The sequence below is a fragment of the Bradyrhizobium sp. S3.3.6 genome, assembly GCF_040546905.1.
Classification (GTDB): Bacteria; Pseudomonadota; Alphaproteobacteria; order Rhizobiales; family Xanthobacteraceae; genus Bradyrhizobium; species Bradyrhizobium cytisi.
The window spans coordinates 1-21535 of record NZ_JBEPOT010000014.1; the positions used below are offsets into that span (position 1 = coordinate 1).

A 21535-nucleotide genomic window follows, 5' to 3' on the forward strand; every position below is an offset into this window, starting at 1 on the left:
CAAAGACCATGCGAGACGGCTGGAACCGTCTCGCTGCTACGCTCGAGGGATATGCTCTTGCTAACCAAGAACAAAATCCGGGAATCCCATAGCCCCTTGTGGGAGAGGGTGGCACGCCGCGCAGCGGCGAGACGGGTGAGGGGTCTCTCTCCGCGAGAGCATCGCTCACGATTTGAATTCGCGGAGAGAAACCCCTCATCCGGCGCTTCGCACCACCTTCTCCCACAAGTGGAGAAGGGAAGAGCACTGTGCTCGTGGCTTTACGCCGCCTTCGCAGCACTCCCACCGGGCAGGCCCGCCCGCGCCACGCCGCCGTAGAGTTGCTCGTTCGGCATCTCCTCACGCAGAATATTGCGGACCGCGATCAGCTGCTCCAAATCAATCCCCGTCGCAAAGCCTTTGCTCTCGCAGAGGAACACGAGGTCCTCGAACACGACATTGCCGGTCGCACCGGGCGCGAACGGGCAACCGCCGAGGCCGCCGAGCGAGCCGTCGAGGATGCGCACGCCCTCGTCCAGCGCAACCGCGGCGTTGGCGATGCCCATGCCGCGGGTGTCATGGAGATGGATGCAGATCGGCTTTGCGCCGGCGAGCTTGACCGCGGCGCGCGACAATTCACCCACCTGCTTCGGTCCGGCATAGCCGACGGTGTCGGCGATCGCGACGAAATCGACGCCGGCCTCAAGGCATTTGTCGACCAGGCGCAGCACCTCTTTCGGGTCGACCGCGCCGGTGATCGAGCAGCCCAGCGCCATCGAGATCGCGGCGTTCACGAGCGGCCTGTGGACGCTGGCGTCGCGCATCTCGCAGAGACGCCTCACATTGGCCATCGCGGAGTCGCGTGAGCGATGTGTGTTGGCCTGGCTGTGCTCTTCGGTCGCCGAAACCACCGAGGCGATCTCGCCGACGCCGGATTCCAGCGCCTCGTTGACCCCGCGCTCGTTGAGCGCAAGCGCGATGCCGTGGGCACCGGGCAGACCTGCCACCGTTCCGATCACATCGCGAACGTCGACGAACTGCGGAAACGTCTTTGCCGGCAGGAACGAGCCGACCTCGAAATGACGCACGCCGGCGGCATATTCCTCGCGCAGCCAGCGCTGCTTGGCCTCGGTGGACGGAAACTGCTTCACGAGCTGGAGCCCATCGCGCAAGCCGACTTCGCGCAGGCTGACGCGATCCACGGGGTAAATTGTCTCGATCCGGCTCATGCGCGCCTCCCAGCGGCTTTTGACGTGACGTCGTTGTTGTCGATCTCGGCGCGAACCGCCGACGTGTCGGCACCGAGCGGCGCGACCTTCAGGCCTTCGCCGATGTGGCTGCCGTTCCACTCGACCGGTAGCGCCGGCACGCGGAACGGCTTGCCGTCGGCATTGATGTTGTTGACGAGACCGCCCGGCCGCAGCACATGCGGATCGGTCAAGAGATCCTCGGGACGGTTGATAGGCGAGAAGCAGATGTTGAGCGCGTCGAGCCTTTGCGACAGCTCTCCGACATTCCGCTGCCGGATGATCTCCGCGACACGCGGAATGATCCGCGACCGCGCCAGGATGCGGTCGGTCGTGGTGCGCAAGGCCGGATCATCAAGGAATTCCGCAAGGCCGAACTCGCGGCAAAAGCTTTGCCAGTGACCTTCGGTGACGACGCCGATGAAGATGCGCCCGCCGTCTGCGGCATCGAAGATGTCGTAGATCGGCCAGGCATGCTCGCGCTCCGGCATCGAGCGCGGCTTGTTGCCGGTCATCTCGTAGTCGACCATATGCTGGGCGACCAGGAAGAGGCAGTTCTCGAACAGGCCGATGCGGATGTCAGCGCCGTCGCGCTTGCCCCCGCGCTTCTGATAGAGCGCGGCCAAAATCGCGATAACGCCGAACATGCCGCCCATGATGTCGTTGGCGGAGGAGCCGACGCGCTGCGGCTTCTCTTTCGTGCCGGTCATGGCGGCGAGCCCCGACATCATCTGCACCACCTCGTCGAGCGCGGGCCGATGCTCGTAGGGCCCGGACAGAAAACCCTTGTGGCCGGCGACGATCAGATGCGGATGAAGGCGGCGCAACTCCTCGGCATTCAGCCCCTGCTTCTCGAGCTGACCATCGCGGAAATTTTCCAGGAACACGTCGGCCGTCTCGAGCAGCCGGTGCATGGTGTCGCGGTCAGCAGGGATCGCCAGATCCAGCACGACGCTGCGCTTGCCACGGTTGAACAGCGGAAAGAACGCCGTCCCCATGCCGCCAAGCGTGCGGGTCTTGTCGCCGGCGGGCGGCTCGACCTTGATCACCTCGGCACCGAATTGCGCGAGGATCATGCCGCAGGTCGGGCCCATGACCATGTGGGTCATCTCGACGACCCGCACGCCCTCAAGCGGCAATCCGGCCTCAATCATGCGTCTCTCCCTGTTCTTCGCCTCGAAAACTAGGCCTTCACAAGCCTTCTGAAAAATATAATCTATCGAAGATTGCCTTCGTGCTTATAGAACGCTTCGCCATGGATTCACGCCAGCTCCGTTATTTCATCGCCGTGTACGAGCAGCGGAACCTGTCGCGCGCGGCCGACCAGGTCAGCGTCGCGCAGTCCGCGCTCAGCCATCATATCTCGAACCTGGAGGCCGAGTTCGCAACGCGCTTGTTCGAGCGCAAGCCGCGCGGAATGGAACCGACGGCGGCGGGCGAGCGGCTCTACGAACATGCCCGCATCATCCTGCGCGCGATGACCGAGGCCGAGACCGAGGTGCGTGAGGGCGCGCGTGTCATCGCCGGCAATATCTCGATCGGCATGGCCAATTCCGCCGTCAAGGCGATCGGCGTGGCCGTGATGCGTACCGTGCTCTCCCAATATCCCAAGCTGAAGCTGTCGCTCACCGAAAGCATGTCCGGCGCGACGCTGATGCATCTGATGGCGTCCAACGTCGATTTGGCGCTGGTCTACAATCCACCGTCGGAGAAGGAGCTGATCGCCGAACCGGTGCTGGAAGAGGAGATGTTCTGTGTCGGCATTCCGAAGCTGGTGGGCAGGAGCAAGGCTCCGATCCGGTTCGAGGAGCTGAGCAGATTGCCGCTGATCCTGTTGCGCTACGGCCTCTCCTCGCGCGCGCTGCTGGATGATCCGGTGCTGCTCAAGCGCCTGGAGGCGAACGCTATCCTGCACGCCAACTCGATCACCGGCATGACCGGCGCGCTGGTGGAGGGGCTCGGCTGCGCCATCGCCACAAAGCTGTTCGCACGGGAGGAGCTGGACGCCGGCCGCCTGGTCGCGCGCGAGGTGGTCGCGCCAAAACTGATCCGCACGCTGTATCTGTGCCGCCTGCGCAACCGCCCGATGACCTATGCGATGGAAGAGATGAGCCGCCTGATGCTCGCCCTGATCGCCGAGCAGGTCCGCAGCGGCGGCTGGCAAGCGACGTTGGTGGGGTAGAGCGGCGGCGCTGCTGTCCCCTCTCGCTGTTCTTACGGGGAGCACGCGGGGAGAGGCGAAGAACACGCGAGTTCGAAAATATAGAACGCTTCGATCGATATGTTCGTCTGGATTTCTGGCTTCGGCCGGCCAACATAGCGCGGTCCGGCAAGGCTCGCGAGAAAAAGACAGAGATGAGCCGCCGGGAACCGCGCGCGATCCGCGCGCCACGGGGAGGACATCATGAGCGTTGTCGGCATCGACACGGGCTTTGAGCTCGGCACTGCACCATCCGGACCGGACGAGATCTCGCGACGGCTCGAGGCGATGCCGGCGACGGGCTATGTCTGGCGCCTCGTCATCCTGCTCTCGCTCGGCGGCTGCTTCGAGGTCTACGATCTGTTCCTGACCGGCTACATCGCGCCGGGGCTGAGCCGCAGCGGATTGCTCTCGACGACGACCACGGCCTTCTTCGGCTTCTCCGGCATCGGCGCCTTCGTCGCCGCGACGTTCGCCGGGCTGTTCGTCGGCACCTTCTTCCTCGGCTTCCTCGCCGACCGTTTCGGCCGCCGCGCAATTTTCACCTACGCGCTGCTCGGTTACAGCGCAGCGTCCGTGATCATGGCCTGCCAAGCCTCCTCGGAAGGCCTGCTGTTCTGGCGCTTCCTCGCCGGCATCGGCATTGGCGTCGAGGTCATCACCATCGACGCTTATATCACCGAGCTGGTGCCGAGCCGGGTGCGCGGGCGCGCCTTTGCGGTCAACCAGTCGATCATGTTCGTTGCCGTGCCGGTCGTCGCCTTTGTCGCCTGGTGGCTGGTGCCGCTCGCGCCCTACGGTGTCGAGGGCTGGCGCTGGGTGGTGCTGATCGGCGCCGCCGCCAGCATGATTATCTGGGTGGTAAGACTGTTCGTGCCCGAGAGTCCGCTCTGGCTCGCGCGTCATGGCCGCACCGAGGAGGCGTTCAGGATTCTCGCGACGCTGGAAGCCAGGGGCGGGGCCGCCGCGCCGGGCCCCTCAGCCTTGCTCGCGCGGCCGGCGGCGCAAACAGCCGCGCGCATCAACTTCGCCGATCTGTTCCGTCCGCCCTATCTGTCGCTCGTCATCCTCTTCATGGTGTTCAACCTGTGCCAGGCCTTCGGCTTCTATGGCTTCGCCAATTGGGTGCCGACGCTGCTGGTCGAGAAGGGGATCACCATCACCAAGAGCCTGCAATATTCCTTCATCATCGCCTTCGCCTATCCGATCGCACCGCTGCTGGCCGCAAGCTTCGCCGACCGATACGAACGCCGATGGATCATCGCCGGTGCCTGCATCGCCATCATCGCCTTCGGCTTGGCGTTCGCGCAATTGACCGAGCCTGGACTGCTGATCGTCTGCGGCGTGCTGCTGACGGCCTGCAACACGACTATGTCCTACGCCTATCACGCCTACCAGACAGAAGTGTTTCCAACCCAGATCCGTGCGCGGGCGTCCGGCCTCGTCTATTCCATGAGCCGGCTGAGCGCGACGTTCTCCGGATTCATCGTCGCCTACATGCTGAAGGAGGCCGGCGTCGTCGGCGTGTTCGGCCTGATCACCGTGGCAATGCTGATCGTGGTGATCGCGATGGCGCTGTTCGGCCCCAACGTGCGCGGCAAGGCGCTGGACACGATGTGACTCCGGTGGCTCGCGATCCGCAACGTCTCCGACCCGCAGATCAAGGCTGAGGCACGCTGAAGCAGCAGGAGCAGGTGGCCGCCCAGATCTACAAGGGGTTCGGCCGCTGGAGCACGGTCTGCAGCGCCATCACGTGTTGGGCGAGTATCGTGGCGGAGCCATAAGCCGCGGCCGCCCACGGGTCAGCCTCTCTTGCCGAAGCCGCCCGGGGTGTCTACCTCTCGCGGGTGGTTTCGTGAGAGGTTCCCATGCTGGATGCCGCCGTCAAGGCGCTGTCGCAAATGATATCGCCGCCAATGCGCTCGATCCTGTGGCGGTCGATCGGGCTTGCACTGGTGCTGATCGTCGTGCTGGCGATCGGGTTGCAGCGGCTGCTGAGCTGGTTCGCGACCTATGGCGAGGTCTGGCTGGAAGGCCTGCTCGGGCCGAGCTGGCACTCGTCGCTAGAGGTGCTCGCCTGGATCATCTCGATTGCGGCCGGTCTTGGCGTCGTGTTCGGCAGTGTGTTCCTGATGCCCGCCATCACCTCACTGGTTGCAAGCCTGTTCGTCGACGACGTCGCCGACATCGTCGAGCGCGAATATTATCCCGCCGAGCGGCCGGGCAGCGCGCTGCCGTTCAACCAGGCGATCCTAGAGGGCATCAAGACCGCACTGCTGACCATCGTGGTGTATCTGATCGCGCTACCGTTCGTGTTCCTGGCCGGCGCCGGCTTCCTGATCTTCTTCCTCGCCGCCGCCTGGCTCTTGGGCCGCGAATATTTCGAGCTCGCAGCGATGCGCTTCCGCTCGCCGGAAGACGCCAAGGCAATGCGGCGCGACAACGCCGCGACGATCTTCACCGCAGGCCTCTTCATCGCGGCCTTCGTCTCGATCCCGGTCGTCAACCTGGCGACGCCGATCTTCGGCATGGCCTTCATGGTCCACATGCACAAGCGCCTGTCCGGGTCGCGGCCCGAGCTGATCGCGCCCGCGCGGCAGACACGGTGACGGAGATTACGCGACCTTCACCCCGCACTTTCGCAGCAGCATCTTGGCGAAGCCGAACGGCGCCGGGGTGAACGGGCCCGGCGGCGCGCGGGTGATCAGGGCGATGAAGCCGAGCGCGGCCATGGCCAGCCAGAAACAGAGCCAGAAGCCGTCGATATAGGCGAGCACGTTGGCCTCGCGCGCGACGAAGCTCGCGAGCGTGCCGACCGCGCGCGCCGACGCCGAGCCGGCACCGTGGGCGGCGAAGTGATCGGCAAGCTGCTTCAGCGCGCGCACCACATTGACGTCGCCGATTTCGAGGTTCTGGCCGAGATAGAAGGAATGGATCTGCTCGCGGACGCGCAGCCACGTTCCCATCAGGGCCACGCCGATCTCGGCGCCGCCCAGCCGCATGATCTGGATATAGGCGGCAAACGAGGTCGCGCGGCTCGGATCGGAATTGGACAACGCGATGATGATGAGCGGCAGCAGCGTCGTCGACTGGCCGACGGCCTGCAGCAGGACGATGCCGACAAAATCCTCGCGCGCCCAGTCATGAGTAAGCTGGGTGCCCCAGAGATTGGCAGCCGCGAAACAGGCAAATCCCAGCACCGTCACCGCGCGCGCATCGAAATGGCGGAGCAGCCAGATCGAAACAGGCACCAGCACGAACATCGGCAGCGCGCCATAGGTGAGCAGCAACAGCCCGCTCTGCTCCGGCCTTAGCAGAACGACGTTGCCGAGGAAGTTCGGCACCAGCGACGAGTTGGAGAGCGAGGTCAGCGTGTAGAGCAGGATCACCACCAGTGACAGCCCGATATTGCGCGAGAACAGCACGTTCACATGCGCCCAGGGCTGCCGCACCAGCGACTCGTTGAGGAGGAAAGCCACGAACAGCACGCCGCCGCCGACCAGCAACGCCATCACCGTGCCGGAGCCGAGCCAGTCCAGGCGATTGCCCTGATCGAGCCCGGCATAGATCATCCCGACGGAGGCGCCGAGCAGCAGCATGCCGCCCCAGTCGGCCTCGCGCAGCAGCGCGCGATTGACCGGCTCGTTCGGCGTGCCCAGATAGACCATCAGGCCCATCAGCGGCGCGATCAGGACGCTCTGCCAATACAGCCACTGCCAGCCGAGATGATCGACATAGAAGCCGACCAGCGAGGTCGATGAGTCCAAGGCAAAGCCGACGCGGATCGAATAAAGCGCGATCGCCGGCAGCCACCAGCGGATCGGCAGATTGCGGAACACGATCATCAGCGTCGCCGGCACGAAGGTGCCGAGCAGCAGGCCATGCACGACGCTGAGCGCGATCAGGGTCGGATAATCGCGCACGAAGGGAACGATCAGCGAAACGACGGCATAGACAAGACTCGGGATGCCGAGCACGCGGCGCAGGCCAAACACGGTCGCAAGCCACGCCACCGCGGGTGCGATGAAGATCTGCGAGCCGATGCCGGCGGTGGAGAGCCAGGCGCCCTCGTCGAAGGTAAGCCCGAATGCGCCGCGCAGATCGGGCAGGCCGACCGTGGTCAGCCGGCTGTCGAAATTGGCCAGGAACGAGCCGAGCAGGACGGCCGCGACCGCGAACAGCGGCTGCGCCGCAATGCTGCCGCGCGAGACCGGTCCACGGCCGGCGTCGTCATTTCCCGCCATTCGCGTCCTTCGTGTCGATGCTGGTCACGACGGACATGCCCGGCACGAGCCGCGCCAGCAAGGGCTGATTGTCGTCGAACTGGATGCGCACGGGAATGCGCTGCACGACCTTGGTGAAATTGCCGGTCGCATTATCAGGCGGCAGCAGCGCGACCTGCGCACCGGTCGCGGGTGCGATACGCTCGACCCTGCCGCGCAGCTTCTCGCGCGGGAAACTGTCGACGGTGATCTCGACCGGCTGGCCCGGCTCGACGTGCGTGAGCTGGGTCTCCTTGTAATTCGCGATCACATAGACCTGTGGCAGCGGCACCACGTTGATGAGGTTGGTCCCGATGTTGACGTAGTCGCCGGGCTGCACCTGGCGCTCACCGACGACGCCGTCGAACGGCGCCGTGATCCTGGTGTAGCCGAGCTTGAGCTTGACGCTTGCCAGCGTCGCCTTGGTGGCGTCGAGATCGGCGGCGCGCTGCTTCTTCGTGCCTTGCAGGACCTCGAGCTGATGCTGCTGGGCCGCGATCACCGCGCGGCTCGCGCGCACATCGGCCTGCGCCTTGGCGAGGCCCGCGACCGCCTGCTCAAGCCGCTGCCGCGTGCCGGCTTCGGACTGCGACAGCGATTGCTGGCGCTCCTGCTCCTGCTTGGCTTCGACCTCGAGCGCCTCTGCCGACAGGCGCGAAGCCTCGGCCTGGGCGATCGTCGCATATTGCAGCTCGATCTGGTTGGCGAGATTGTCGAGCACGGCTTGCGCGGCGGCCACGGCCGCCTCGGACTGCGCGACCTGGGCCTGGTAATCGGCGGGATCGATCTGGATCAGGAGGTCGCCGGCCTTGACGCGCTGGAAGTCGGTCACGGCGACAGTCAGCACCTCGCCGGAGACACGGCTTGCAAGCCGCGTCAGCTCGGCGCGCACATAGGCGTCATTGGTAGTCTGGACCACGGCATTGCCGACCCATTCGTCGAACCGCAACGTCGCCAGCGCGACGAAGGCGAGCGCAACGATCACGGCAAGCAGCGGGATCGCGAGCCGGCTCCAGAGCGAGCTCGCCGGCCGCTGCGTCGGTTTGGGCGGCGGAGCCGGTGTGGCGGTCGGCGACGGCGAAACTTGTTCCTGCTGACTCACGATGGTCCCCCAAAACCCCTTTGCCCGAGCGCCATGCTCACACCGTCTTCTCCGGCCACCGGCAGAGATCGTTGATCAGGCATACCTCGCAGCGCGGTTTTCGCGCGAGGCAAGTATAACGGCCGTGCAGGATCAGCCAATGATGGGCATGCAGCATGAATTCGGCCGGGATCACCTTTTGGAGACCAAGCTCGACCTCGAGCGGCGTCTTGCCGGGCGCCAGCGCGGTGCGATTGCCGACGCGAAAAACATGCGTGTCGACCGCCATGGTGTGCTCGCCGAAGGCCATGTTGAGCACGACGTTCGCGGTCTTGCGTCCCGCGCCCGGCAGCGATTCGATCTCGGCACGCGTGCCCGGCACCTCGCCGCCGAAATCGCTGAGCACCTTTGCGGACAACGCGATCACGTTCCTGGCCTTGGTGCGGTAGAGGCCGATAGTCTTGATGTAGTCGCGCAGGCGTTCTTCGCCGAGATCGAGCATCTTCTGCGGCGTATCCGCGACCGCGAACAATGCGCGTGTCGCCTTGTTGACCCCGGCATCGGTCGCCTGCGCCGACAGCACCACGGCGACAAGCAGCGTGAACGGATTGAGGTGCTCGAGCTCGCCCTTCGGCTCCGGGTTGGCTTTGCGGAAACGGCTGAAGACCTCGTGGATCTCCGCGGGCGTCCAGGGTTTGATAGAATTGGGCTTTATCGCCTTGAGCGATTTTTTGGCGGAAGGCTTGGGCTTCGCGCTGGCTGCCTTTGCCTTTTTCTTCGGCACCGCCGTTTTGCGCGGGGCCGGCTTGCGGGTGATTTTCGCCATGATCGGGATATACTGAGGGACGATGAGCACAGGCAACGAAATTGAGCGCCAAGATCTTGAAGGTCATGCCGAGCAGCAGATCTTCTCCGCGCTGCTGACGCCGCATCGCTCGCTGAACCGCACCGGCTTTCTCGCCGTGATGCTGTTCCTGAGCGTCGTCAGCTTCGTTACCGGCATCGTGTTCCTGATGAAGGGCGCCTGGCCGGTGTTCGGCTTTTTCGGCCTCGACGTCCTGGTGATCTGGTGGGCCTTCAAGGTCAATTTCCGCACCGCGCGAGCGCGCGAGGAGATCACGGTCACGACCACCGAAATGCGCGTCCGGCGCGTCAGCCATCGCGGCCGGGTTGCAGAATGGACCTTCAATCCGCTCTGGGTCCGCCTCGACATGGAAATGGACGAGGATTTTGGCATCGAGCACCTCTATCTGATCTCGCGCGGCCACCAGATCCAGATCGCCCGTTTCCTGGGACCGGACGAAAAGGCAAGTTTCTACAAAGGCTTGGTTGAGGCGCTGAATGCTGCCAAGCGCGGCCCGACCTACAATCCGGTCACCTGATCGCAGTCGGAAATCGGGTGGTTTAGTACCCCTGCCGCGCCTACATTTCCGGTCATGATGACACTCGCCATACATGACCAGCGCCTGGCCAGGCCGGGCTCCCAGAACGCCGCGCTGCGCGACTACGATTCGGTGCGCCGGGCGATCGCCTTCATCTCGGAGAACTGGCGCGCGCAGCCGGCCATCGAGGCGATGGCGGATGCAGCCGGCGTCACGCCGGATGAGCTGCACCATCTGTTCCGCCGCTGGGCCTCGATCACGCCGAAGGCCTTTATGCAGGCGCTCACCCTCGACCACGCCAAGGGGTTGCTGCGGGACTCCGCGAGCATCCTCGACGCCGCGCTCGACTCAGGCCTCTCGGGGCCGGGCCGGCTGCACGATCTCTTCGTCACCCACGAAGCGATGTCGCCGGGCGAATGGAAGAACGGCGGCGCGGGCCTCACCTTGCGCTACGGCTTCCACCCCTCGCCGTTCGGCACCGCGATCGTGATCGCCACCGATCGCGGTCTGTCAGGTCTCGCCTTCGCCGACCCCGGCGAAGAGAAGATCGCACTTGCCGACATGACGCGACGATGGCGAAACGCAACCTATGTCGAGGATCACGAAGGCACCGCACCGCTCGCGCAGCGCATCTTCGACACGAAACTCTGGCGGCCGGATCAGCCGCTGCGCGTAGTCATGATCGGCACCGATTTCGAGGTGCGGGTGTGGGAGACGCTGTTGAAGATCCCGATGGGACGCGCGGTGTCCTATTCCGACATCGCCTGCAACATCAACAATCCGAAGGCGTCGCGCGCCGTCGGCGCAGCCGTCGGCAAGAACCCGGTCTCATTCGTCGTGCCCTGCCACCGCGCGCTCGGCAAGAGCGGCACGCTCACCGGCTACCACTGGGGCATCACCCGCAAGCAGGCGATGCTGGGCTGGGAAGCCGGGCAGCTGGGGATGCAGTGATTCTTCTCCCTCGCCCCGCTTGCGGGGAGAGGGTTGGGGTGAGGGGGAGTCTCCGCAGGGACGGTGACAGTCGGACTCGCGGAGAGTCCCCCTCATCCGGATTGCATCTTTGATGCAATCCGGCCTCTCCCCGCACGCGGGGAGAGGCGAAGAAACTTAGCCCGCCAGATCCAGCTTCGATGCCACCGTCGAATCCGCATTGAGGCGGTAGATGATCGGCACGCCGGTGGCGAGCTCGCGCTTCAAGATGCCTTCGGGCGACAGCTTCTCCAGCACCATGATCAGCGCGCGCAGCGAGTTGCCGTGAGCGGCAACAAGCGTGCGCTTGCCGTTGAGCACCCCGGGCAGGATTTCCTGCACATAATACGGCAGCGCCCGCGCCAGCGTGTCCTTCAGGCTTTCGCCGCCGGGCGGCGGCACGTCGTAGGAGCGGCGCCAGATCAGCACCTGGTCCTCGCCCCATTTCTTGCGCGCGTCGTCCTTGTTGAGGCCGGAGAGATCGCCGTAGTCGCGCTCGTTCAGGGCGAGGTCCTTCGAGGTCGGCAAGCCCGTCTGGCCGAGCTCGCCGAGAATGAGATCGAGCGTGTGCTGTGCGCGCGTGAGCACCGAAGTGTAGGCGACATCGAACACGAGGCCCTGCACCTTCAGCTTGCGGCCGGCTTCCGAGGCCTCCTTCATACCAAGCTCGGTGAGATCAGGATCCTTCCAGCCGGTGAACAGGTTCTTCAGATTCCATTCGCTCTGGCCGTGCCGCACCAGCACGAGAAGACGTTCGCTCATTGACTAGTTCCGTTGCTTGCTTTGCTCAGATGTCTGAAAGGCCGAGCACGTCGGCCATGGAGTAGTGCCCCGGCTTCTTGCCATGCGCCCACAGCGCCGCCTTCAGCGCGCCGTGCGCGAACAGCATGCGGTCCTCGGCGAGATGCGACAGCGTCAGGCGCTCGAACGGGCCGAGGAAGGTCACGCTGTGCTCACCGGCGACGGTGCCGCCGCGCAAGGAGGCAAAGCCGATCGCGCCCGGCTTGCGCGCGCCGGTGATGCCGTCGCGGCCGCGTTCCGCATTGTCCTCGAGCGAGATGCCGCGGCCGGCCGCTGCAGCCTGGCCCAGCATCAGCGCGGTGCCGGAGGGCGCATCGATCTTCATGCGGTGATGGGCTTCGACGATCTCGATGTCAAAATTCTCGTCGAGCGCCTTGGCGACGCGCTTGACCACGGCGGCGAGTAGATTGACGCCCAGGCTCATATTGCCCGATTGCACCACGACCGCGCGGTTGGTGACGCTCCTGATCACGGCATTATCGGAATTGGAAAGCCCCGTGGTGCCGATGACATGGACGAGCCCGCGCTCGGCTGCGATTGCGACATTGGCGATGGTGGCCGCCGGCACGGTGAAATCCAGAATGCCGTCGGCCTCCTTCGACATCGCCCAGAGATCGGCGGACACCGTGATGCCGTTGGCGGGCAGGCCGGCGAGCACGCCGGCATCCTTGCCGAGCAGCTCCGAGCCCGGCGCCTCCAGGGCGCCAGCCAGCACCGCGCCTTTGCTCTCGGAAATCGCCCGCGTCAGCGCACGGCCCATCCGGCCGCCGGCTCCAGCAACAATCAAGCGCATGTCAGACATGGTGTGATCCTCTCAGGGCCGTTGTAGCGGCGGGATGCAGTTCCGGCAACCGAAGCCCACCAGCACGCGGCGCGCTCCTATCCTCCCCTGGAGGGTAGGAAAGAGAAGATCGAACCTCAACCGTCCGACGGCTGTGGGCCGTCATAGCCCTCGATGATGATGAGGTCGGCGATCGCGTGCGGCTGGCGCACCTTGATGTTGGCCTGGTATTCCGGCGAGTTGTAGCAGGCGATCGCAGTCTCGTAGTCCGGGAATTCGATCACGACGTTGCGGGTCCGGCTGGCACCTTCGACCGTGGTGAACTTGCCGGCGCGGACGACGAAGCGGCCGCCCCATTTTTTGAAGATGGGACCGTTGGCGACGGCGTAGGGCTTGTAGCCCTCGTCATTGCTCACGTCGACGCGCCCGATCCAGTAGCCTTTTGCCATTGTTCTTCTCCTTGGTTGTTCGTCAGCCGAGCGCCTGCGCGACCTCGGCGTGGATGGCGTCTGCGACTGCCTTGGGGTCCGTGGCTTCCACCACCGGGCGCCCGACGACGAGGTAATCGGCCCCCGCGGTGATCGCGCGGCCGGGCGTCATGATGCGCTTCTGGTCGCCGGTTGCCGAGCCCGCCGGGCGAATGCCGGGAGTGACGAGATGCATCTGGTGGCCGACGATCTTGCGCAAGGCTCCGACTTCCTCGGGCGAGGACACCAGCCCATCGACGCCGAGCAGCTGCGCCTGCTGCGCGCGCGCCTCGACGAGCTCGGAGACGCCGAGCCGGTAGCCGGCCGCGTGCAGATCGTCCTCATTGTATGAGGTCAGCACCGTGACGGCGAGGATCTTCAGGCGCGACGTGCCGCGGCCTTCGACGGCGCCCTTCATGGTCTGCGGATAGGCGTGCACGGTGAGGAAGGTCGCACCCAGCTTGGCGATACTCTCGACACCGCGCGTCACCGTGTTGCCGATGTCGTGCAGCTTGAGATCGGCAAACACCTTCTTGCCCTTGTCGGCGAGCTTGCCGATCAGCGGCAGGCCGCCGGCATAAGCGAGCTGATAGCCGATCTTGTAGAACGTGACGCTGTCGCCAAGCCTTGCGATCATCGCTTCCGCGGCATCAACGCTCGGCAGATCGAGCGCAACGATCAGGCGGTCCTTCGGGGCGATTTCGGCTGGCGTCATGTCACCTCACATCATGTGTTGGGAAATGTCGATCAACTGCCGCACCAACTCCTTCAACGAAGCGATATCACCCTCGTTCTTCAACCTGTCCATATCGTCATAGGCCTGGTCGGCAAAGGCGAGCGTGAGCTGGCTGGCGATCACATTGGCGTGGCAGGAGGTCAGGATCAGCCGCAACGCCTGCAGCGCGCGCGCCGCACCGAGCCGGCTCTGCGAAGCACCGGCAAGCGCAAAGGCGCGGTTGCGGAACACTTCGCCGCGCGCCTCGTGGAGCTCATGCACGCGGCTCACCCAGTCGATCGCATTCTTCAGCAGCGGCGGCACCGAGGCGTTGTATTCGGGCGAGACGAACAGCACGCCATGATGCGCGGCGATCATGCGCTTGAGATTGATCGCGTGCTTGGGCACGCCGGATTTGGCCTGGAGATCGCCGTCGTAAATCGGCAGCGGAAAATCGGCGAGCGAGATGCGGGTGACGTCAACGCCGGCCCGGGCGAATTCATAAGCGGCGACCGCCGCCAGCTTCGCATTGTGCGAGCCGGTGCGGAGCGAGCCGGGAATGACCAGGATTTTCGGGGCTGACATCCGATCCAATACGTTCGGCGAAACGAGCCCGCCGCGCATTAGAGGAAGCCGGCGGAATTAGTCCTTGCGATACACCCAGACGCGGGCCGGCGGAAGGTTCATCCAGATCCGTTCCGAGGCCTCTGTGGTCACGCCGGGCAGCGATTTCGGGATCGGTGGCACCACAGCATAGGTGAACTGGACGAAGGGCGCGCCGGGCGCGAGCGCCGTGAAGGCGTCGCGAATGAGCCGCAGCCGCGTCAGCATCGGTTTTGTGACCAGCGGCAGGCCGGAGACCACCGCGCTAGCCGGCGCGCTCAGCACGTTCCAGAGCGTGTCTCGGAGGCGATAGGCATCGCCCTGCACCACCTTGGCCTGCGGATAGCGATCGCGCAGCAGCGCGCAGAAGCCGGGATTGTATTCGACGAGGACGAGGCGCTTCTGGTCGACGCCGCGCTCGACCAGTGCCGAGGTGATGGCGCCCGTGCCGGGCCCGAGCTCGACCACCGGAGCATCCGAATTGACATCGACGTAATGAGCCATGGTTCGGGCGAGAAGTTTGCCCGACGGCATCACCGCGCCCATGTGGAGGGGCTTTTCGATCCACGACCTCAGAAAGCGCACCTCGTCGTCAAGACGAGGCTTCTTCAACGCACGCGCGGACGACGGCAATGGCATGTCTGGACCGGACGGGACGAGACCGCGTGACCGCGGCGTGTCAGAAAATGGTCACAAAGAGGTATAGGCCGAAGGCGATACGGTCAAGACGGCTCAACTCGCCCGATTACCGAAGAAATCCTTGACCTTGGTAAAGAAGCCCTCGGATTCCGGCTGGGTGTTGCCGGAGGAGAGCTTGTCGAACTCGGCCAGCAATTCCTGCTGCTTCCTGGTGAGGTTCTGCGGGGTCTCGACCACGACCTGAACGTACATGTCGCCCATCTGGCGTGAGCGCAGCACCGGCATGCCCTTTGATGCAATGCGGAATCGGCGGGCGGACTGGGTTCCGGCGGGGACCTTCACCTTGGCCTTGCCCTTGTCGATGGTCGGCACCTCGAATTCACCGCCAAGCGCCGCGGTCACCATCGAGATCGGCACGCGACAATGCAGATCGGCGCCGTCGCGCTGGAAAAACTGGTGCTGGGCCAGCGACAGGAAGATGTAGAGATCGCCGGGCGGGCCGCCGCGGACGCCGGCCTCGCCTTCGCCGGCGAGCCTGATCCTGGTGCCGTCCTCGACGCCCTGGGGGATGTTGACCGACAGATTCCGCTCGCGGGTGACGCGACCCTGGCCCGAGCAGGACGGGCAGGCGTCCTCGATCATCTGGCCGCGGCCCTGGCAGCCGGGGCAGGTGCGCTCGAGAGTGAAGAAGCCCTGCGACTGCCGCACGCGGCCGGCACCGCCGCAGGTCGAGCAGATCTTGGGCTTGGTGCCCGCCTTGGCGCCGATGCCCGAGCAGGCCTCGCAGGTGACCGAGACCGGAATCTCGATCTGCGCGGTCTTGCCGCCAAAGGCTTCCTCGAGAGTGATTTCCATGTTGTAGCGGAGGTCGGCGCCACGCTCGCGGCCGCCGCGGCCGCGCTGTCCGGCCATGCCGAACAGATCTTCGAAAATATCGGAGAACGAGGAGGCGAAGCCCGCACCGAAACCGGCACCGCCGCCGCCGGGACCGCCCTGCTCGAAGGCGGCATGGCCGAAACGGTCATAGGCCGCGCGCTTGTCCTTGTCCTTCAGGACCTCGTAGGCCTCGTTGATTTCCTTGAACTTGACCTCGCTGGTGTCATCCCCGGGATTGCGGTCGGGGTGAAACTTCATCGCCAGCTTGCGGAACGACGACTTCAACCTGGATTCGTCGGCGTCACGTTCGACTTCGAGGGTTTCGTAATAGCAGCGCTTGGCGGACGTGGACATGTTCAACTCGGTCTATCCAATCGCGATTCAAGTCGGGGCGAAGCAACGTCGCCACGTGACGATATAGGCAGCCTTCCGCCTTGCGGCAGAGGACTGCATGGCAACGTCGAGAATAACGGCTGGGAATTGATCGATCGTAACGGGCGCTCGTCCCGTCGAGCCCGACACGGCGGCCTCCCCCTTGAGAGGGGAGGCCTGTGCAGCGTGTGGGGTCCAAGCCGTCCGCATCATACCCTCTCGGGCTTATGCAGACTTCTTGTTGTTCTTGTCGTCGTCGACCTCGGTGAATTCCGCGTCGACGACGTCGTCCTTGGCCGCATCCCTCTTGGCGTCGGCCTCGGCCTGCTGCGTGTACATGGCCTCACCGAGCTTCATCGAAGCCTGGGCCAGCGTGTTGGTCTTGGTCTTGATCGCCTCGGCATCGCTGCCCTTCAGCGCTTCCTTGAGGTCGCTGACGGCATCCTCGATGGCGCGGCGCTCGGTCTCGCCGACCTTCGAACCGTGCTCGGCCAGTGCCTTCTCGGTGGAGTGCACCAGCGCGTCGGCGTGGTTCTTGGCGTCGACCGCCTCGCGGCGCTGCTTGTCGGCCGCGGCATTGGCCTCGGCGTCCTTGACCATCTTGTCGATGTCGGCTTCCGACAGGCCACCGGAGGCCTGAATGCGGATCTGCTGTTCCTTGGCGGTCGCCTTGTCCTTGGCCGAAACGTTGACGATGCCGTTGGCGTCGATGTCGAAGGTCACCTCGATCTGCGGCATGCCGCGCGGAGCCGGCGGGATGCCCATCAGATCGAACTGGCCGAGCATCTTGTTGTCGGCCGCCATTTCACGCTCGCCCTGGAAGACGCGGATGGTGACCGCGTTCTGATTGTCCTCGGCGGTCGAGAACACCTGGCTCTTCTTGGTCGGGATCGTGGTGTTGCGGTCGATGATGCGGGTGAACACGCCGCCCAGCGTCTCGATGCCCAGCGACAGCGGGGTCACGTCGAGCAGCAGCACGTCCTTGACGTCGCCCTGGAGCACGCCGGCCTGGATCGCGGCCCCGATCGCCACGACCTCATCCGGATTGACGCCCTTGTGCGGCTCCTTGCCGAACAGCTGCTTCACGACTTCCTGGACCTTCGGCATGCGCGACATGCCGCCGACCAGAACGACTTCACCGATCTCGCCGGCGGTGACGCCGGCGTCCTTCAGCGCCTTGCGGCAGGGCTCGACGGTCTTCTGGACGAGGTCGTCGACCAGCGCCTCGAACTTGGCGCGGGTGAGCTTCATCGTCAGATGCTTCGGGCCGGTCTGGTCCGCGGTGATGAAGGGCAGGTTGATCTCGGTCTGCGTCGTCGACGACAGCTCGATCTTGGCCTTTTCAGCGGCTTCCTTCAGGCGCTGCAACGCGAGCTTGTCGTTGCGCAGGTTGATGCCCTGCTCCTTCTGGAACTCGTCGGCCAGATAGCCCACGAGGCGCATATCGAAATCTTCGCCGCCGAGGAAGGTGTCGCCGTTGGTCGACTTCACCTCGAACACGCCGTCGCCGATCTCGAGAATGGAAATATCGAACGTGCCGCCGCCGAGGTCGTACACGGCGATCGTGCCGGTCTTGGTCTTGTCCAGACCATAGGCCAGCGCAGCCGCGGTCGGCTCGTTGATGATGCGCAGCACTTCAAGGCCCGCGATCTTGCCGGCGTCCTTGGTCGCCTGGCGCTGGGCGTCGTTGAAGTAGGCGGGAACGGTGATGACCGCCTGGTCGACCTTCTGGCCGAGATGGGCTTCCGCGGTCTCCTTCATCTTCTGCAAGATGAACGCCGAGACCTGCGAGGGCGAGTAGGTCTGGCCGTCGGCCTCGACCCAGGCGTCGCCGTTGGAAGCCTTCACGATCTTGTACGGAACGAGCTTCTTGTCCTTCTCGACCATCGGGTCGTCGTAGCGGCGGCCGATGAGGCGCTTCACTGCGAAGAACGTACGCTCTGGATTGGTAACGGCCTGGCGCTTGGCAGGCTGGCCGACGAGGCGCTCACCGTCGTCCGTCACGGCGACGATCGAAGGCGTCGTGCGCATGCCTTCGGAATTCTCGATGACTTTGGCGTTCTTGCCATCCATTACGGCGACGCACGAATTCGTGGTGCCGAGGTCGATCCCAATGACCTTTCCCATGGTCCTGATATCCTTGTTTTTGCGGCAGGTTGGCTGGGCCCAGAAGGCACCCGAACCGAAACCCCCTAAGATCAAACATTCGCGATATTGCGATGGTTGACGCTCATATAGGAGGGGGGGAGGGGCCCGCAAGGACCGAGCGCAAGTTTCGGCCGTGAAAACATTGGGTTTTGGAAGATCATATCCGGGCCTCACCGCCCTTGCGGGTGAGGAAATATTAACAGGTTCGGCCATCTGCCAGCCCCGCCGCCCGTGATTGGCCCGGCCCTGTTGCCGGCGCGCCAAACCCGCTAAAAGGCGCCGGCCGGACAGCCTCGCCATGGGCTGCCTCCCATGGGGCTGCTTCGCGCGACAAAGCGGCCCAATCGCCGACCATTGAACGGCCTCAATGTGAACCAATCAGAGTGCCCATGAAGCTGACCCGCCCCCTCGCCGCGCTCGCCCTGCTCGTTGCCACAGCATTTCCGGCGCTCTCCGCCGACGCCGTGTTTCCGCCTGGCTTGCGCCTCGGCATGGTGCCGCTGGTCGGGCTGAACACGGCCAAGACCTTTCCGGGCTTCGAGAGTGAGGACGGCAGCGTCAAGGTGCTGATCACCGAGCTGCCGCCGGCGGCCTATGGCGAGGTCGTGGGCGCCTTCAACGCCAATCCGGCCGGCAGCAACGGCATCAAGCCGGACAAGATTGAGACGCTCGCGGGCCTTGCCTATTTCACCACCGAGAGCGGCAAGGCCGGCACGACCCCGGTGAGGCGCTATTCGATGATCGTGCCGGGCACCGGCTTCTCCGGCTATGTCGCCGTGCAGGTGCCCGAGAACGCGTCGAAGATCTACACCGATGAGGCGGTGCGGCAGATGTTTGCCACCGCCGTGACCCGCAAGGAGGTGTCGGCTGACGAGCAGATCGGGCTGATGCCGTTCAAGATCACCGATCTCGCCAGCTTCAAGGACATCCGCACGCTGGTCCCGGGCTCGAGCATCATCTTGGCCGACGGCAACGAGAGCTCGGGCTATGAATCTAAGCCGTTCATGATCCTCGGCCTGATCGGCGCCACGCCGCAGCAGGCTGACGACCGCGCCCGCTTTGCCCAGGAGGCGGCGCTCCAGATCCCCGGGGTGCGCGAGTCCCGCGTCACCATGTCGGAGCCGATCCGCATCAACGGCCAGCCGGGCTTCGAGACCCGGATCGACGGCGTCAGTGGCAAGGACAAGACGCCGGTGACCGTGGTGCAGTGGATCCGCTTCGCGCCCGGCGGTGCTTCGCTCCGCATCATCGCCAGCGCGCCGCGCGACCAGTGGCCGGACGCCTTCACCCGCTTCCGCGCCGTGCGCGACGGCATCCAGCCCAAGGGCTAGTTTCTTGGGGCTGACAGCCCAACCGCTCACCAGAGCCGGCTGCATTTTCGGGCTTTTGTTCGTACACGAACGGAACTAGGCTTCCCTCCATTGGATCATCCTGGAGGGGAGGCCGACGATGCTAAACCGACGACAGATCTTGGCGGCGCTGGGGACCACGGCCCTCGCGGGCCTCGCTCCATCAGCACTTTTCGCAGCGGCCACGATCAAGCCCGACGACACATCCGCGCTGCTCGTGATCGACGTGCAAAACTGCTTCCTGCCCGGCGGCAGCCTCGCGGTAAAGGAAGGCGAGCAGGTCGTGCCTGTGATCAACAAGATGGCGAAAGCGTTCTCGAACGTGGTGATGACGCAGGACTGGCACACGCCCGGCCACGTCTCGTTCGCTTCGGTGCATTCCGGCAAGAAGCCGTTCGAGACCATCGACCTGCCCTACGGCAAGCAGGTGCTGTGGCCCGACCATTGCGTGCAAGGCACCGACGGCGCCTTGCTGTCGAAGGACCTCTCGATCCCGCAGGCCGAGCTCATCATCCGCAAGGGCTTTCACAAGGACGTCGACAGTTATTCGGCGTTCCTCGAAGCCGACGGCAAGACCTCGACCGGACTTGCCGGCTATCTCAAGGGCCGCAAGATCAAGCGCGTCTTCGTGGCGGGTCTCGCCACGGATTTCTGCGTCGCCTGGACCGCGCTCGATGCGCGCAAGGCGGGTTTTGAGGTCTATGTCGTGGAAGACGCCTGCCGCGGCATCGACAATCAGGGCTCGCTCGCGAAGGCCTGGGCCGATATGGCCAAGGCCGGCGTGAAGCGGATTCAGTCTGCGGATATCGCGGCGAGCGCGTAAGGTTTTCGCACGGTCATTCCGGTTCGGCTCACAGAGCCGAACCCGGAAGCTCGAGATTCTCAGGTGCGCAATTGCGCGCCATAGTTCGATGCGTCGCATCGCCCCGGAATGACACCTCAATTTTCAGAACGCGGCTTGACGCCGCTCAGTCCGCCTCGTTGCTGTTCGCCGCGGGCGCGGGCTTGGTGCCACCCTTGGCGACGCCGACCAGCGCCGGTCGCAGCACGCGATCGCCGATGGTGTAGCCGGCCTGCATGACCTGCACCACGGTGCCCGCGGGCACCGACGCATCGGGCACCTCATACATCGCCTGCTGGAAGTTCGGATCGAACTTCTGGCCCTGCGGATCGAACTTCTTCACGCCGTGCTTTTCCAACGCGTTGAGCAGCGAGCGCTCGGTGAGCTCGACGCCTTCGATCAGCGCGATCAGGCCGGGATCGGCGGTGGCACGCGCTTCGGCCGGAACGGCGTCGAGCGCGCGCTGAAGATTGTCGGCAATGTCGAGCACGTCGCGGGCAAAGCCGGTGACGCCGTAGAGCTTGGAGTCAGCGACCTCCCTGGCGGTGCGCTTGCGCAGATTTTCCATCTCGGCCAGCGTCCGCAGCATGCGGTCGCGCGACTCGGCGGCTTCCTTCTGCAGCAATTCCACCGAACCCGGCTCGGGATCGTCGGGCATGATGTAGGGTTTTGACACCACCGGCTCGCCGGTCGCGGCGGTCGTGTCTTCGGGTTGCCGGTCTTGATCGGTCATCGGCTCTCTTTTCAAGCTCGTCTTACGGGATTTTGCTGGCCCGGATATCGTGCTTCGGGCGCTGAAAATCAAGCGCCCGTGATCGGCTCA

21 protein-coding genes are annotated in these 21535 nt (G+C 64.8%); 7 read left to right on the top strand and 14 right to left on the bottom strand.

The window, feature by feature from the left end; translation table 11 throughout:
* Positions 1–260: 260 nt before the first annotated feature.
* Together ABID59_RS30645 and ABID59_RS30650 are read right to left on the bottom strand one after the other, a co-directional pair.
* On the bottom strand, positions 261–1208 hold the full coding sequence (locus ABID59_RS30645; RefSeq protein WP_354085848.1) for a hydroxymethylglutaryl-CoA lyase: 948 nt from the start codon (positions 1206–1208) through the stop codon (positions 261–263).
* Complete coding sequence (locus ABID59_RS30650) at positions 1205–2380, bottom strand: CoA transferase (protein ID WP_354085849.1); 1176 nt, start codon at positions 2378–2380, stop codon at positions 1205–1207. The genes ABID59_RS30645 and ABID59_RS30650 overlap by 4 nt, the downstream gene beginning before the upstream one ends.
* A gap of 101 nt (positions 2381–2481) precedes the next feature.
* On the opposite strand from ABID59_RS30650, the gene ABID59_RS30655 reads away from it, so the two are divergent.
* The 3 genes from ABID59_RS30655 to ABID59_RS30665 all read left to right on the top strand — a co-directional run bounded on the left by ABID59_RS30655 (position 2482) and on the right by ABID59_RS30665 (position 6035).
* Positions 2482–3408: a LysR family transcriptional regulator gene (locus tag ABID59_RS30655; protein ID WP_354085850.1), complete on the top strand. Its 927-nt coding sequence runs from the start codon at positions 2482–2484 to the stop codon at positions 3406–3408.
* Positions 3409–3630: 222 nt separating this feature from the next.
* Positions 3631–5046, top strand: coding sequence for an MFS transporter (locus ABID59_RS30660; RefSeq protein WP_148752698.1), 1416 nt, complete (start codon positions 3631–3633; stop codon positions 5044–5046).
* A 248-nt stretch (positions 5047–5294) separates the two neighbouring features.
* Positions 5295–6035 (top strand): sulfate transporter family protein, encoded by a 741-nt coding sequence (locus ABID59_RS30665; protein WP_148752699.1) that lies wholly within the window; start codon positions 5295–5297, stop codon positions 6033–6035.
* Between the two features lie 6 nt (positions 6036–6041).
* On the opposite strand, the gene ABID59_RS30670 is transcribed toward ABID59_RS30665, so the two are convergent.
* The 3 genes from ABID59_RS30670 to nth are packed head-to-tail and all read right to left on the bottom strand — an operon-like array spanning position 6042 to position 9595.
* A complete protein-coding gene (locus tag ABID59_RS30670) occupies positions 6042–7670 on the bottom strand; it encodes an MFS transporter (protein ID WP_148752700.1) in 1629 nt (542 codons plus the stop codon).
* Positions 7657–8790 (bottom strand): HlyD family secretion protein, encoded by a 1134-nt coding sequence (locus tag ABID59_RS30675; RefSeq protein WP_148752701.1) that lies wholly within the window; start codon positions 8788–8790, stop codon positions 7657–7659. The genes ABID59_RS30670 and ABID59_RS30675 overlap by 14 nt, the downstream gene beginning before the upstream one ends.
* A gap of 37 nt (positions 8791–8827) precedes the next feature.
* Positions 8828–9595 carry an endonuclease III gene (gene nth / locus ABID59_RS30680; RefSeq protein WP_354085851.1) on the bottom strand — a complete coding sequence of 256 codons (768 nt, stop codon included), beginning with the start codon at positions 9593–9595 and terminating at the stop codon, positions 8828–8830.
* Between the two features lie 22 nt (positions 9596–9617).
* Here nth and ABID59_RS30685 point away from each other — a divergent pair, with 22 nt between their 5' ends.
* Together ABID59_RS30685 and ABID59_RS30690 are read left to right on the top strand one after the other, a co-directional pair.
* On the top strand, positions 9618–10151 hold the full coding sequence (locus tag ABID59_RS30685) for a DUF2244 domain-containing protein (protein WP_148752702.1): 534 nt from the start codon (positions 9618–9620) through the stop codon (positions 10149–10151).
* Positions 10152–10205: 54 nt separating this feature from the next.
* Positions 10206–11102 carry a methylated-DNA--[protein]-cysteine S-methyltransferase gene (locus tag ABID59_RS30690; protein ID WP_148752703.1) on the top strand — a complete coding sequence of 299 codons (897 nt, stop codon included), beginning with the start codon at positions 10206–10208 and terminating at the stop codon, positions 11100–11102.
* Between the two features lie 156 nt (positions 11103–11258).
* On the opposite strand, the gene ABID59_RS30695 is transcribed toward ABID59_RS30690, so the two are convergent.
* The 8 genes from ABID59_RS30695 to dnaK form a co-directional block, all read right to left on the bottom strand.
* Positions 11259–11882 (bottom strand): 2,3-bisphosphoglycerate-dependent phosphoglycerate mutase, encoded by a 624-nt coding sequence (locus ABID59_RS30695; protein ID WP_148752704.1) that lies wholly within the window; start codon positions 11880–11882, stop codon positions 11259–11261.
* Positions 11883–11907: 25 nt separating this feature from the next.
* A complete protein-coding gene (gene dapB, locus ABID59_RS30700; protein ID WP_148752705.1) occupies positions 11908–12723 on the bottom strand; it encodes a 4-hydroxy-tetrahydrodipicolinate reductase in 816 nt (271 codons plus the stop codon).
* A 116-nt stretch (positions 12724–12839) separates the two neighbouring features.
* Complete coding sequence (locus ABID59_RS30705; RefSeq protein WP_354031250.1) at positions 12840–13151, bottom strand: DUF1330 domain-containing protein; 312 nt, start codon at positions 13149–13151, stop codon at positions 12840–12842.
* A gap of 22 nt (positions 13152–13173) precedes the next feature.
* Complete coding sequence (gene pyrF, locus ABID59_RS30710; RefSeq protein WP_354085852.1) at positions 13174–13884, bottom strand: orotidine-5'-phosphate decarboxylase; 711 nt, start codon at positions 13882–13884, stop codon at positions 13174–13176.
* 6 nt (positions 13885–13890) lie between these two features.
* Positions 13891–14469, bottom strand: a complete 579-nt coding sequence (locus tag ABID59_RS30715) for an NADPH-dependent FMN reductase (RefSeq protein ID WP_354085853.1) — start codon at positions 14467–14469, stop codon at positions 13891–13893.
* A 57-nt stretch (positions 14470–14526) separates the two neighbouring features.
* Positions 14527–15126, bottom strand: a complete 600-nt coding sequence (locus ABID59_RS30720) for a class I SAM-dependent methyltransferase (protein WP_148752709.1) — start codon at positions 15124–15126, stop codon at positions 14527–14529.
* Positions 15127–15219: 93 nt separating this feature from the next.
* Complete coding sequence (gene dnaJ / locus ABID59_RS30725) at positions 15220–16356, bottom strand: molecular chaperone DnaJ (protein WP_148752710.1); 1137 nt, start codon at positions 16354–16356, stop codon at positions 15220–15222.
* Between the two features lie 243 nt (positions 16357–16599).
* Positions 16600–18501, bottom strand: coding sequence for a molecular chaperone DnaK (dnaK, locus tag ABID59_RS30730; RefSeq protein WP_148752711.1), 1902 nt, complete (start codon positions 18499–18501; stop codon positions 16600–16602).
* Between the two features lie 410 nt (positions 18502–18911).
* Here dnaK and ABID59_RS30735 point away from each other — a divergent pair, with 410 nt between their 5' ends.
* Both ABID59_RS30735 and pncA read left to right on the top strand, forming a co-directional pair.
* The gene (locus ABID59_RS30735; RefSeq protein ID WP_354031247.1) at positions 18912–19853 is read left to right on the top strand and encodes a hypothetical protein; all 942 of its coding nucleotides are present in this window, start codon (positions 18912–18914) and stop codon (positions 19851–19853) included.
* Between the two features lie 118 nt (positions 19854–19971).
* Entirely contained in the window at positions 19972–20694 is a 723-nt protein-coding gene (gene pncA, locus ABID59_RS30740; RefSeq protein WP_354085854.1) for a bifunctional nicotinamidase/pyrazinamidase, read from the top strand.
* A 145-nt stretch (positions 20695–20839) separates the two neighbouring features.
* On the opposite strand, the gene grpE is transcribed toward pncA, so the two are convergent.
* Positions 20840–21445, bottom strand: a complete 606-nt coding sequence (gene grpE, locus ABID59_RS30745) for a nucleotide exchange factor GrpE (protein WP_354085855.1) — start codon at positions 21443–21445, stop codon at positions 20840–20842.
* Positions 21446–21535 lie beyond the last annotated feature (90 nt).